Annotated in this window: 11 protein-coding genes; 7 read left to right on the top strand and 4 right to left on the bottom strand. The window is 65.8% G+C overall.

The window, feature by feature from the left end:
• Positions 1-51: 51 nt before the first annotated feature.
• On the bottom strand, positions 52-921 hold the full coding sequence (locus F8O09_RS01700) for an SDR family NAD(P)-dependent oxidoreductase (RefSeq protein ID WP_192496696.1): 870 nt from the start codon (positions 919-921) through the stop codon (positions 52-54).
• Positions 922-1,141: 220 nt separating this feature from the next.
• On the opposite strand from F8O09_RS01700, the gene F8O09_RS01695 reads away from it, so the two are divergent.
• Together F8O09_RS01695 and F8O09_RS01690 are read left to right on the top strand one after the other, a co-directional pair.
• The gene (locus tag F8O09_RS01695; RefSeq protein ID WP_158053717.1) at positions 1,142-2,644 is read left to right on the top strand and encodes an RNA polymerase sigma factor; all 1,503 of its coding nucleotides are present in this window, start codon (positions 1,142-1,144) and stop codon (positions 2,642-2,644) included.
• Between the two features lie 4 nt (positions 2,645-2,648).
• On the top strand, positions 2,649-4,739 hold the full coding sequence (locus F8O09_RS01690) for a DNA gyrase/topoisomerase IV subunit B (RefSeq protein ID WP_158053716.1): 2,091 nt from the start codon (positions 2,649-2,651) through the stop codon (positions 4,737-4,739).
• 11 nt (positions 4,740-4,750) lie between these two features.
• On the opposite strand, the gene F8O09_RS01685 is transcribed toward F8O09_RS01690, so the two are convergent.
• Positions 4,751-7,258 carry a DNA topoisomerase (ATP-hydrolyzing) subunit A gene (locus F8O09_RS01685; protein ID WP_158053715.1) on the bottom strand — a complete coding sequence of 836 codons (2,508 nt, stop codon included), beginning with the start codon at positions 7,256-7,258 and terminating at the stop codon, positions 4,751-4,753.
• Positions 7,259-7,326: 68 nt separating this feature from the next.
• Between F8O09_RS01685 and F8O09_RS01680 the strand changes: the two genes are divergently transcribed.
• The gene (locus F8O09_RS01680; protein WP_192497513.1) at positions 7,327-8,475 is read left to right on the top strand and encodes an alkaline phosphatase family protein; all 1,149 of its coding nucleotides are present in this window, start codon (positions 7,327-7,329) and stop codon (positions 8,473-8,475) included.
• A gap of 28 nt (positions 8,476-8,503) precedes the next feature.
• Here the strand turns inward: F8O09_RS01680 and sepH are convergent, their stop codons facing one another.
• Positions 8,504-9,730: a septation protein SepH gene (gene sepH, locus F8O09_RS01675; RefSeq protein WP_192497512.1), complete on the bottom strand. Its 1,227-nt coding sequence runs from the start codon at positions 9,728-9,730 to the stop codon at positions 8,504-8,506.
• Positions 9,731-9,890: 160 nt separating this feature from the next.
• On the opposite strand from sepH, the gene F8O09_RS01670 reads away from it, so the two are divergent.
• Positions 9,891-10,181 (top strand): DUF4193 family protein, encoded by a 291-nt coding sequence (locus F8O09_RS01670; protein ID WP_158031456.1) that lies wholly within the window; start codon positions 9,891-9,893, stop codon positions 10,179-10,181.
• Here F8O09_RS01670 and F8O09_RS01665 read toward each other — a convergent pair.
• Positions 10,136-10,609, bottom strand: a complete 474-nt coding sequence (locus F8O09_RS01665; RefSeq protein WP_158053712.1) for a DUF3093 domain-containing protein — start codon at positions 10,607-10,609, stop codon at positions 10,136-10,138. The genes F8O09_RS01670 and F8O09_RS01665 overlap by 46 nt on opposite strands.
• Before the next feature lie 58 nt (positions 10,610-10,667).
• Between F8O09_RS01665 and dut the strand changes: the two genes are divergently transcribed.
• Genes dut through F8O09_RS01650 form a run of 3 tightly spaced genes read left to right on the top strand, consistent with a single transcriptional unit; the run spans position 10,668 to position 12,551 of the window.
• The gene (gene dut, locus F8O09_RS01660; RefSeq protein ID WP_158053711.1) at positions 10,668-11,096 is read left to right on the top strand and encodes a dUTP diphosphatase; all 429 of its coding nucleotides are present in this window, start codon (positions 10,668-10,670) and stop codon (positions 11,094-11,096) included.
• A gap of 47 nt (positions 11,097-11,143) precedes the next feature.
• Positions 11,144-11,869 (top strand): DUF3710 domain-containing protein, encoded by a 726-nt coding sequence (locus F8O09_RS01655; protein WP_158031459.1) that lies wholly within the window; start codon positions 11,144-11,146, stop codon positions 11,867-11,869.
• Complete coding sequence (locus F8O09_RS01650; RefSeq protein WP_158053710.1) at positions 11,862-12,551, top strand: DUF3159 domain-containing protein; 690 nt, start codon at positions 11,862-11,864, stop codon at positions 12,549-12,551. Before F8O09_RS01655 ends, F8O09_RS01650 begins: the two co-directional genes overlap by 8 nt.
• Positions 12,552-12,617 lie beyond the last annotated feature (66 nt).

Raw genomic sequence — 12,617 nt, 5'->3', positions numbered from 1 at the left:
TATCACCGGTCACGCATATCAACGGTCATCAAGTCGCAGAGCGACTCACGACTACCACGTCACGCGGGTGAGCTGGTCGGAGATTCGCCACAGACGCTTGGCCTCGGTCTGCTCTTCGGGCAGCTGCAGCCCCGTCACCCGGACTGGATAGCCCGAGTGATCGGCAGCGACTGCAGGTGCGAACAGCTCGCCGCCATTGCCATGATCGTCGATGACCAACTGGGCAGCCGCCTCGCCGGCGATCTGGTCGAGCGATGGGCCGAAGCGGCGCAGCGGATGCGTCAGTCGGTTCGCGAGCAACGGCTCACGCTGCAGCGCGACCGACCGAACCCCATGCGGGTACTGGCGCGCGCGAGTGCTGCGGCATCGCCGATCGAGCTCACGGGCGAAGAGCAGTTGTGCTCGCTTGCTCTGCGCGAAGGCTCGCGAACCCTTGTAGCCGTTGTCGAAGCGCAGATCATGGAAGCGGATGCTGGTCGAACGGTAGCGTGCCGACGTGAGTGAGACGACCTTGGCCTGCTGAGCCGCTCCGGGCAGCAGTAGACCGGTCAGAGCGAAATGGCCGAGGAAGTTCACGCCGAAGTTCCACTCGAAGCCGTCTTCGGTCAGCACGCGCCGGCCGATTCCGGAGACCTCGGCGAGATTCAGCAGTGCGCTCCAGGGGTCGTGGCTGACCAGATACTCTGCGGCCGCCTCTTTGATCTCGCTGATCGAAGCCAGATCGAACTCAAGCACATCGACCTGGGCGTTGGGCTTCTGTTCGCGGATCTCGTCGGCGACGCGGTCTAGTCGTGTCTTCGAGCGGCCCGCGAGGGTCACCGCGAGGCCTGCTTCGGCGAGTGCCGCTGCGGCGCTGCGCCCCACACCGGCGTCAGCACCGGTGATGAGTGCTGTGGCAGGCTGGGCAGTCTTCGAGGTCACGTCGTCGATTGTACCCACGACCTGCGACGCGCCGCCCCGATCGTACCCCGGTTTCGAATCACGAAAGCATCACGATTCTCTTCGAGCGGCCCGGCAATAAGTCGGGAATAGCGGCACTCGGCGCAATGTTGTACACAATCGGCGGGGATACATGCCTGCTGGCCAACCCGTGCGATAATGGGTTGTTCGAGTGCGCGTTGATCAGGAAGGTTCGAAGCCAGTGGCTGAGAAGAAGAGTGCGTCCACGGCCCCAGCGGCCGACGAGAAACAGACGACGGCCAAGAAGGCCGCTGCCAGAAAGACGAGCACTGCTTCAGCGTCTGCGACCACCGGAGCGAAACGCTCCACAGCGAAGAAGACGACACGGGCGAAGGCCTCCACGACGAAGGCTGCGACAGCCAAGACCGACAGCAGCAAGTCCGGCAGCACGAAGACCGAGCCCAGCCGGGCCACGGCCGCCAAGTCCGGCACCGCCAAGACGACGGCGAAGAAGACCACCGCAAAGGCTGCCGCGTCAGAGCCCGCCGCAAAGACCTCCGCACGACAGACGGCGGCCAAGAAGAAGGCCCCAAGCAGAGCCAAGGCCGATTCGGCCAAGGCGACCGCAGCATCCGCTGACGCTGTGACGACGAGCGGAGAGTCAAGCGTCGACACGAAGCCTGCAGCCGGCAGCGCCACAGCCGATCACGAGGCCGCCCCAGCCAAGTCGAAGCCCTCGAATCTGCCGAGCGGGGGCTACGTGCTCTCGATGAAGGAGGAGGAAGAAGTCCCGTCGATCTCGACCGCGATCACCGGCGCGACCGTCGACCCGGTCAAGGACTACCTCAAGCAGATCGGCAAGGTCGCGCTGCTCAACGCCGTGCAAGAGGTTCAGCTGGCCAAGCGCATTGAGGCTGGCCTCTACGCACAGGAGCTTCTGCGCCGCGACGAGGCCGGCGAGCTCAAGAAGCACTACAGCCCGGCTGAACGCCGCGAGCTCAAATGGGTGTCACGCGATGGCACCAAGGCGAAGAACCACCTGTTGGGCGCCAACCTGCGCCTGGTCGTCAGCCTCGCCAAACGCTACACCGGTCGTGGCATGCAGTTCCTCGACCTCATCCAAGAGGGCAACCTCGGCCTGATCCGCGCCGTCGAGAAGTTCGACTTCACCAAGGGTTTCAAGTTCTCGACCTACGCCACTTGGTGGATTCGTCAGGCCATCACTCGCGCCATGGCCGACCAGGCGCGCACCATCCGCATTCCCGTGCACATGGTCGAGGTCATCAACAAGCTGGCCCGCGTGCAGCGCCAGATGCTGCAGGATCTCGGCCGCGAGCCCACGCCCGAGGAGCTCGCCGAAGAGCTCGACATGACGCCTGAGAAAGTGGTCGAGGTACAGAAGTACGGCCGCGAGCCCATCTCGCTGCACACCCCTCTGGGCGAAGACGGCGACTCCGAGTTCGGTGACCTGATCGAAGACACCGACGCCGTCGTGCCGGCTGACGCCGTGGGCTTCACAATGCTGCAGCAGCAGCTCGAGAGCCTGCTCGACTCACTGAGCGAGCGCGAGGCGGGCGTCATCCGCATGCGCTTCGGCCTGGGCGACGGGATGCCCAAGACTCTCGACCAGATCGGCGACACCTTCGGCGTCACCCGCGAGCGCATTCGCCAGATCGAGTCGAAGACCATGGCCAAGCTGCGCCACCCGTCGCGTTCGCAGGCCCTGCGCGACTACTTGGAGTAAAGCGGTGGCGGCGGCAGACTATTCGGCCAGTCAGCTCTCAGTTCTCGAAGGTCTCGAGGCTGTGCGCAAGCGGCCCGGCATGTACATCGGCTCGACCGATTCACGCGGGCTCATGCACTGCCTCTGGGAGATCATCGACAATTCGGTCGACGAGGCGCTCGGCGGGTTCGGCGAGTCGATCGAGATCGTCGTCCACGACGACGAGAGCATCGAGGTTCGCGACCACGGTCGCGGCATCCCGGTCGACATCGAGCCCAAGACCGGGCTCAGCGGCGTCGAGGTCGTGCTCACGAAGCTGCATGCCGGCGGCAAGTTCGGGGGTGGGTCATACGCCAGCTCCGGGGGTCTGCATGGCGTGGGCGCCTCGGTGGTCAACGCACTGAGCGAACGTCTCGATGTGCAGGTCGATCGCGACGGCAAGACCTGGCAGCTCTCGTTTCATCGGGGCACGCCCGGCTTCTTCGACGATGCTCAGGGCATCGGCCCGAAATCGCCGTTCACGCCGCTGGCGGATGCCGCCTCGGCTGATCGGCTGCGTGTCGTCGGCAAAGTGTGCAAGGGCGTCACCGGCACGCGAATTCGGTATTGGGCAGACCCGCAGATCTTCACGAAGGGGTCGCGATTCAGCCTCGCAGACCTCGAGGATCGGGCCCGGCAGACGGCGTTTCTGGTGCCCGGACTCGAGCTGGCGCTGAACGACGAACGCAGCGAGGAGGTCGCCGAGGAGCGCTTCCGCTTCGACGGCGGCATCAGCGAGTTCGTCGACTACCTCGGTGCCGACACGGCGGTGACCGACACCTGGCGCATCGAGGGCGACGGCGACTTCACCGAGACCGTTCCTGTGCTCGGCGACGGCGGAGAGATGATCGACACCGAGGTCGAGCGCACCTGTCACGTCGATGTGGCTCTGCGGTGGGGAACCGGCTACGACACGACGGTCAAGTCGTTCGTGAACATCATCGCGACGCCCAAGGGGGGCACCCACCAGACCGGCTTCGAGCAGGCGCTGCTGAAGACGCTGCGCGCACAGGTTGCCACGAACTCGCGCCGTCTCAAAGCGGGCACTGACAAGGTCGAGAAAGACGACGTGCTCGCGGGGCTGACCGCAGTGGTGACCGTGCGGGTTCCGGAGCCTCAGTTCGAGGGTCAGACCAAAGAGGTGCTGGGAACTCCTGCCGTACGCCAGATCGTCAGCCGCATCGTCTCGAAGGGGCTGACCGAGCGGTTCACCTCGAAGAAGCGCGACGACAAGGCGCAGTCCTACCTGCTGCTCGAGAAGGTCGTCGCAGAGATGAAGTCGCGCGTCTCGGCGCGCACCCACAAAGAGACGCTGCGCCGCAAGAACGCGTTGGAGTCGTCGAGCCTGCCTGCCAAGCTGGTTGACTGCCGATCGAACGAGTCGAATCAGACCGAGCTCTTCATCGTCGAGGGCGACTCGGCGCTGGGCACTGCGAAGATGGCACGCAACAGCGAGTTCCAGGCGCTGCTGCCGATCAGAGGCAAGATACTGAACGTGCAGAAGGCCAGCGTCGCCGAGATGCTGAACAACGCCGAGTGCGCCAATATCATCCAGGTGGTCGGCGCAGGTTCCGGACGAACCTTCGACCCGGAGCAGGCTCGCTACGAACGCATCATCATGATGAGCGACGCCGACGTCGACGGCGCACACATCCGCACCCTGCTGCTCACGCTCTTCTTCCGCTACATGCGCCCGATGGTCGAGGCGGGACGCGTCTTCGCCGCGGTGCCGCCCCTGCATCGCCTCGTGGTGCCGCGCAGGGGTAAGCGTCCGGCTGAGACGATCTACACATATTCCGAAGACGAGCTGCACGAGAAGATCGCGATGCTGCGCAAGCAGGGTCGCACCTACAAAGAGCCCATTCAGCGGTACAAAGGCCTGGGCGAGATGGACGCCGATCAGCTCGCCGAGACGACGATGGACCCACAGCATCGCCTGCTGCGGCGCGTCAAGCTGAGCGACCTGCATGCCGCCGAGGGCGTCTTCAACGTGCTGATGGGCTCAGAGGTGAATCCTCGCCGCGAATTCATCATGGATGCCAGCGGCGAGATCGATCGCGCGAACATCGACGCCTGAGTCGGCACCTGTCAGCAGTGCCCGCCGACGGTGAGCACCGGGGAGGTCAGCACTTCGCCGGACGCGTCTCTGCGAACGAGAGTGAGGGGCAGCTCGACGGCGGCACCTTTCGCACCTGAGGCCAGAGGAACGCCGGCGCCCACCCAGGCACGTGCGAGCTGGTCTTCGCCTTTGAGCATCCTCTGTGCCCGCACCCCGCCGGTGCCACGCCCTTTGGCCGGAAACTCGCTGAACGGCGAGATCTTGGCCGACCCGGGCACGATGTCGGCGAATGCGGTCGAATCGTTGGCGATGGTCAGCACAGTGGCCTGCCCGGCAGTGATCACCGCCTTCGGAATGACGCCGAACCACAGAATCTCATCGTCGGCGCCCAGTCGCATGCCGGCCATTCCCTGTGCACTGCGCCCTTGAGGGCGCACGCTGCTCGCGACGAAGTGCAGCAGCTGAGCCTGACGCGAGACGAAGACGAGTTCGTCATCGTCAGCAGCCGGTGCCGCACCGACGATGCGGTCGCCCTTCTTGAGTGCGATGATCTCCCAGTCGGGTTTGTCAGGCACGTCTCGCTGCACACGCTTGACCACACCGGAGGCGGTGCCGACGGCCAGCGGACGCGAATCGTCGAGAGACACCACCGTCACGACGCGTTCGCCCTTCTCGAGGGTCACGAGCGTCTCTGGGCGCACACCGCCGGAGAACTGCACGAGGCCAGGAGCACCGGCGGGGATGCCCAGCACCGACGCTCGAAGCATGCGGCCTCGGTCGGTGACGACGCCGAGCTCGGAGCGTGTGGTGGTCTCAAGTCGTGCCGCCAGGCCGTCTGATCTGCGCCGGCTGCCGCCGTCGAGCTGGTCTCCGACCTGGAGTGCGGGCTCGGCCACGATCTCAGGCTCAGCCGTCGGCTGAGCCTCGGCAGCAGCGTCGTCGCCTTGCTCGTCTGCGAGCGCTTGGCGCACCAGCTTGCCATTCGCGCCCAGCAGCACTGCACATGGCTCGTCAGGAATCTCAAGAGGCACGTCGGCAGCCACTGTGCGGGCGTCTTCGGTCAGCAGCACGGTGCGGCGCGGCTGGGTGAGCACCTTGGCGACCTCGTCGAGTTCGCGAGCCACTTGGTCGCGCAGTCGACGTTCGCTGCCCAGCAGCTCGCTGAGTTTCTCGATGCGTCGCAGCAGGTCGTCTCGCTCGGCCTCGAGCTCGATCTGGCTGAACTTCGTCAGGCGGCGCAGCCGCAGTTCGAGGATGTAATCGGCCTGAGGCTGGCTGAGGTCGAAGACGCTCATCAGTCGGGCGCGGGCCGTCTCGGTGTCGTCGCTGGAGCGGATCAGCGCGATGACCTCGTCGATGTCGACGATCGCGATCAGCAGGCCTTCGACGAGATGCAGACGTTCCTGCGCCCGGTCGAGACGATGCTGGCTGCGCCGTCGCACGACCTCGATGCGGTGCGCGTTGTAGACGCCGAGCAGCTCGACGAGCCCGACGGTGCGTGGTCGACCGTCGATCAGCACGACGTTGTTGATGCCGAAGTTCGTCTCAAGCGGCGTGTGCCGGTAGAGCGACGAGAGCACGGCCTCGGGGGAGAAACCGGTCTTGACGTCGATGATCAGGCGCAGGCCGTTGTTGCGATCGGTGAGGTCGTGCACGTTCGAGATGCCCTGCAGCTTCTTCGCCGTCACACCGTCTTTGATCTTCTGAATGACCGACTCGGGGCCGACCATGTACGGCAGCTCGGTGATGACGATGCCCTGCCGACGCGCACTCACCCGCTCGATTGACGCCTTGGCACGCATGGTGAAGATGCCGCGGCCGCGTTCGTATGCGTCGTGCACGCCGTCCAGGCCGACGATGCTGCCGCCGCTCGGCAGATCGGGGCCGGGCAGCAGACGCATGAGGTCGTCGACGGTGGCATGCGGATGCCGAAGCAGATGCACAGCCGCCGCGATCGCCTCGCGAGGGTTGTGCGGTGCCATATTCGTCGCCATACCGACTGCGATGCCGCTCGTGCCGTTGATCAGCAGGTTCGGGAAGGGCGCCGGAAGCACACTCGGCTGCTGCAGCTGGTTGTCGTAGTTGGGTACGAAGTCAACGACGTTCTCGTCGAGACTGTCAGTCATCAGCATCGCGGCGGCCGTCAGGCGCGCCTCGGTGTAGCGTGACGCCGCGGGGCCGTCGTCCAACGAGCCGAAGTTGCCGTGACCGTCGACCAGCGGCACCTCCATCGCGAAGTCACGCGAGAGTCGCACGAGCGCGTCGTAGATCGCGGAGTCGCCGTGAGGATGCAGCTTTCCCATCACCTCGCCGACCACACGAGCCGACTTCACATGACCCTTGTCGGGGGAGAGACCCATCTCGCGCATCATGTAGAGGATGCGCCGTTGCACGGGCTTCAACCCGTCGCGAGCATCCGGCAGTGCGCGCGAGTGAATCACCGACATCGCGTACTCGACGTAGCTGCGCTGCATCTCTGTCGTGACGTCGATGTCTTCGATGCGCTGCTTCGGCTGATCGGTCGCGGTGCTGCTCATGGTCTCCAGTCTGCCTGCTCGGTCTGCACCGGCCTGGGGTCGTGCGCCTGCTGTGCGAGACTGTACCGGTGAATCGGATTCTACCCGCACCCACCGACAACACCGCGTTCATCGAAGACGTGGCGCGAGAAGGCCTCGAGGCCGTCTCGGGTCGGCGCACCCGCTCGACGCTCGACCTGCCCGCATGCGATCACTTCGCCGTCGTGCTCGTCGACGGGTTGGGCAGCCACAACCTTCAGGCCCGATCCGGGTACGCGCGCCACCTGTTGCAGGCCGACCGTCAGCATCCGCATCGCCCGCTCAGCGCGCGGCTGCCCACCACGACAGCTGCGTCGCTCACCTCGTTGGCGACCGGCCTCGCCCCGGCGCAGCACGGCATCGTCGGCTACAGCGTCTACGATCGCGACGCCGGGATCGTGCGCAATCAGCTGAGCGGCTGGGGCCCTGAGATGTCTCCAGAGGCCTGGCAGCCGCACTCGACCCTGTTCGAGCGGGCAAGCGGCGTCGACGTCGAGGCCTTCGCCATCGGCCCAGCCGAGTACGAGCACAGCGGCTTCAGCGCAGCGACCCTGCGTGGCGCGCGTTACGTCGCGGCCGACGATCTCGAAGACCGGTTCGCCGCCCTCGCCGACATCCGACGACATGCGAAGCGGTCGCTCGTCCAGGTCTACGTGCCAGAGCTCGACAAGATCGGCCACCGCAGGGGCTGGGAGTCACCTCGTTGGTCAGAGATGCTCGAGCAGATCGACGCGGTGACGGCAGACGCCCGTCTCGAGCGCCGCGGCTGGAGCACCGTGCTCACCGGCGACCACGGAATGCTCGACATCGACGAGGCCGACCACGTGCTGCTCGCCGAATGGTCGGGAGCCGAATCCATTCTGGCGACGGCAGGAGAGCCGCGCTGCGTGCAGCTGGTGCTGAAGGACGAAACGGACCATCCCGCCGCAGCGCTCGACCTGCAGCGCCATCTGGACGACGTGGCCGGCACCGGAGAGTTCGTCACGTGCACGCGTGCCGAGCTGTGTGACAGCGGGCTGCTCGGCCCGTCGATGGATGCGATGGCTCGGCACCGGCTCGGAGACGTCGCAGCGATCGCGCTGGGAGACCACGCGGCGATCTATCGTGGGCTGCCGGCCGATGAGGCGTCACGGCGCATGGTCGGCCAGCACGGCGGCTTCAGCAGGTGGGAGCGCGAGGTGCCTCTGATCCGCTGGTGAGCGAGGCGACGCGCCTGCGCCGCCAAGACTACTTCTCGTCGTGCGGCTTGGTGCCGAACACGATCTCGTCCCAGCTCGGCAGACTCGGCCGACCCTTGCGCGGGGCGCCTGCGTCGGGAGCGGCAGCGGTGTGATCGGCCTGATCGTCGGACGGCGCGGAGGCGTCGGGCAACTGCTCTGGAACGACGTGCAGCCGCGTCTGCGGTGCCGGACGCAGCCCGGCCGTCTCTTCGACCTCGGGCTTCTTGTCGGCGTCGTGGCGACGCCGCAGCGCCTGCAGCAGGTCTTCGGTCTCACTGTGCACTTTCGGGCGTTCGCCGCGAAGTCCGTCAGCAGCAGTGCGCCCGACGTGGTCCGTCGGCGCCACACGCTCCGACCGACCAAGTCGATCGCTGCGTCCCTCGCGGCCGAGTCGAGCCTGGACGTCGCTCGTGGAGTCATGCGCGGCCGCCGAATCGTCTGCCTCGGAGCGATCTTCATGCTGACCATGCCGGGTGCGTATGGCGTTCTCCCACAGCCGGGCGCCATCGGCGCGTGCAGTGGTCGGATCAGGGATCTGAGTCGATGACGATGCCGCAGCGGCAGCGTCGTCCTCCTCGCTGCTCTCGAGCGGAAAGGTGTCGACAGTCGTCGCCGCATCGACCAGGCGCAGCCGCACCGGTTTCACCGGCTCGAGATCCTGTGCGCTTGAGAGCTGATCGGCCTCTTCGTTCGCAGGGGTCAGCTGGCGACGGCGAGGATCGAAGAACCAGCGCGCGGCTCGATCGGCGTCATCAGCGGTGTACGCGACCTGAACGGTCCATCGGCCGTCGTCTTCGCGCCAGCTCGACCACATCGTGTGCTCGGCGCCGCGGTTGACCAGTCGGTGAGCGATGATGTGGCCGAAGGTCGACGTCTCTGCGCCCTCTTCGTTGAAGTGCAGCGGAACCTCTTGAGCCATGTCGACCATGTGCTCCAGCTCGGCGATCACAGGAGCCTCGAACTTGGCGATGTACTCCGCCTCGACGCCGAAGTGATCGGCGACCTGTTCGCTGGTGAGCCCGGAGCGCAGCAGCTGCTGCACGTCACGCGGCGCCGGCAGCGCACTGCGCGGTGCTGCGGAGGGAAGGGCGCGTCGCACCCGAATCGCCTGCCTCAGCTCGGGCGTCACCGGTACGGCGAACTGCTCGCCCTGGGGATCGACCAGCAGCAGCCGATCGTCCTCGGTTCCGACGAATTTCAGCTCGCGCACCATGGCCTCCTCGCGGTCTCTCATCACTGTCCCTGACATCTTGCCACCTGCGCAGGCCGGAGGTCTGCAGGCTTGCCGTGTTTTCTGCGGCGTCGTGCCGGAGCCAAATCGAATCGCACGGTTTGCGAAACGTCAGACAATGATGCATGCTATCTGCGCCACAGCAAGCAGAACGGACACAGACATGGCCACAGACTACGACGCGCCTCGGCGCCAAGAGGACGAATCCGACTCACTCGACGCGCTGAAGCAGAGCATCCCGTCGAAGCCGAAGACGACCGCCGATGACGAGAACGACACCAGCGAGTACGCGCTGGCCGACGGACCCGATCTGTCAGACGCCGAGCTCGACGTCGTCGTCCTGCCTCCGCAGGAGAACGAGTTCACCTGCGTGGAGTGCTTTCTGGTGAAGCACCGCACGCAGTTCGATCACGAGAGCTCACTCGGGCCGGTCTGCAAAGACTGCGCCGCCTGAGCCAGCCGGATCTCGGCGGCCAGCTCGTCTGCATGCCGTGATCCGATCAGCCAGTACGGCGTCGGATCCTCTGGGTCGATCACTGGAATCCGGATGAGGTCCACCCCGCCTCTGAAGGCTACGAACGCGCGCATGTCGAGCTGCCCGCGAATCTGTTCGAGGGCTTCATCGCCTCTGCGGTAGACAACGGGGTCGCCCAGAGCCGCGACCGGAATGCTCGCGCGACCGACCGTCAGGCGGTCGGAGGCCAGCGTGATCAGGGGAGAGGCCAGCCAGCTCATGGCGGCGAAGAGCACGAAGAGCACCGGGCCGACGATGAACCCGGTCACCGGACTCACCTTGTAGAAGACCGTCGCGAAGGCGGGGATTATCAGCAGCAGCGCGATATAGGCCCCGCCATGAGGTCGCAGACGTTCTCGATAAATCATCAGTCACCGGTTCTTCATACGCTGACCCACACGCACACGGGCATGTAGGCTGGACACCGTGAATTCTAACGTCCAGGTGCTCTTCGCCGGAGCAGCCGCGCCCGTTTACGCACGTCCCGGAGACGCAGGAGCCGACCTCTGCTCCAACGAATCGGCGACCGTGCCCGCCAAACAGAGGGCAGTCATCGGCACCGGCCTTTCGATCGCTCTGCCCGAGGGCTGCGTCGGGCTGGTGCATCCCCGCAGCGGCCTCGCTCTGCACAGCGGAATCACAGTGCTCAACGCACCAGGCACCATCGATGCGGGCTATCGTGGCGAGATCAAGGTCATTCTGCTCAACACGTCAGACCAGGATTTCACCGTCAGACCGGGTGACCGCATCGCTCAGCTCGTCGTGCAGCGTTTCGAGCATGTGGAGTTCGTCGAGGTCGAGCGTCTGCCCGGCAGCGCAAGAGCCTCACAGGGTTTCGGCTCGACCGGCGTCTGAGCGCCCCGTTGCACCTCTTAGGCCATTTGAACTGAAAGGATCCGAACGTGTTCGGAAGAAAGTCACGTGCCGATCGGCACGACGACCAGCAGACCGCAGACGCAGTCGACACAGAAGATGCCGTGCGTGAGTCTGCCGAGAAGCAGAGCGCGGATGCGACAGACGAGTCGTCCGACGTGTCAGACGCTGACGAGCTCGTCGAGCCGAAAGAGCTGCTCGAAGGCCGTGACGCACAGGGTCCGTTCGACTTCGGTGAGTTCACCGCGTCTCAGCCGCTGATCGACTTCGGTTCGATCCTGCTGCCGCCTAGGCCAGGACTCACCATCCGCGTCGAGGTGGAAGAGCCCTCCAAGCGACCGGTGGCCGTCACATTCGAAGACGAGGGCACCCAGCTGCAGGTGCAGGCGTTCGCCGCGCCGCGCAGCGAAGGCCTGTGGCACGAAGTGCGCGAGCAGATCACCCAGCAGCTCGGTGCGCAGAAGGCCGCGCACCGTGAGTTCCAGGGAGAGCTCGGCCTCGAGGTGCACGCCGCGGTGCAGACGCCGGAGGGCACTCAGGTCGTGCGTTTTCTCGGCGTCGACGGTCCGCGCTGGTTCCTGCGCGGCGTCGTCTCCGGCGCAGGTCTCGACAACGAAGAGACCGCCGAACGCGTGAACGCGCTCTTCCGCTCCATCGTGGTGCGCCGCGGCTCCGAACCTCGTGCGCCGCGCGAGCTGCTGCCGCTGAGCCTGCCGCAGCAGAACGCCGCAGACTCCGTGCCTGCGAATGCGTGAGCTGCTCGACCAGGACACACTCGACGCGAAGACCGTTTGGGCGTCGCTCGGCGGCGTGCGAGGCCTGGCCGAGTCGGTGCTGCCCGGCGTCGTCTTCATCCTGATTCAGACGATCACCCGACAGCTGGCGTGGGCGGTCGGCGCCAGCCTCGTGCTGGTGGCGGTCTTCGTGATCTGGCGCCTGGCCCGCCACGAGTCGCTGCAGTCGGCGCTCTCCGGTCTCTTCGGCGTGGCGCTGGGGGCGGTGTTCGCTCTGGTCACCGGCCGCGCCTCAGAGAACTATCTTCCCGGGCTGATCATCAATGCGGTCAGCGCGTTGGCTCTGCTCGTCTCGCTGTTGGTGCGCCGGCCGCTGGTCGGTCTCGCCGTCGGTGCGCTGCGCGGGGATGCCTCGCTGGCGCACGAGAATCGGCTGCTGCTTCGGGCGGGCGCGCTGGCGACCGGAGTCTGGGCCGCCATCGCCGTGCTGCGTCTTGCCGTTCAGCTGCCGCTCTATCTGCAGTCGCGCGCCGACGACGACATCGTCGCGCTGGGCGTCGTGAAGCTCGCGATGGGGCTGCCTCTGCTCGCGGTCGGAGCACTGCTGACCTGGCTGCTGCTGCGGCCGGTCATCGTCGCCCTCGACGAGATCGCGCGCCGTGATGGCTCGCCTGTCAACACGGATTCCGACGCACAACAGTGATCATCGACAATAAGTGAGGGCATCCTTACTGGAATTCGCACTGTGAATCGGATCATTCTAAAGAAG

This window comes from Pseudoclavibacter sp. CFCC 11306 (assembly GCF_008831235.1).
Classification (GTDB): Bacteria; Actinomycetota; Actinomycetes; order Actinomycetales; family Microbacteriaceae; genus Pseudoclavibacter_A.
This window is presented reverse-complemented; position numbering and strand designations above follow the sequence as displayed.

Excerpts from the sequence above, each read along its gene's own strand:
- F8O09_RS01685 (WP_158053715.1), bottom strand. The coding sequence starts at position 7,258 with ATGAGCAGCACCGCGACCGATCAGCCGAAGCAGCGCATCGAAGACATC.
- sepH (WP_192497512.1), bottom strand. The coding sequence starts at position 9,730 with ATGAGAGACCGCGAGGAGGCCATGGTGCGCGAGCTGAAATTCGTCGGA.
- F8O09_RS01670 (WP_158031456.1), top strand. The coding sequence starts at position 9,891 with ATGGCCACAGACTACGACGCGCCTCGGCGCCAAGAGGACGAATCCGAC.
- F8O09_RS01665 (WP_158053712.1), bottom strand. The coding sequence starts at position 10,609 with ATGATTTATCGAGAACGTCTGCGACCTCATGGCGGGGCCTATATCGCG.
- F8O09_RS01650 (WP_158053710.1), top strand. The coding sequence starts at position 11,862 with ATGCGTGAGCTGCTCGACCAGGACACACTCGACGCGAAGACCGTTTGG.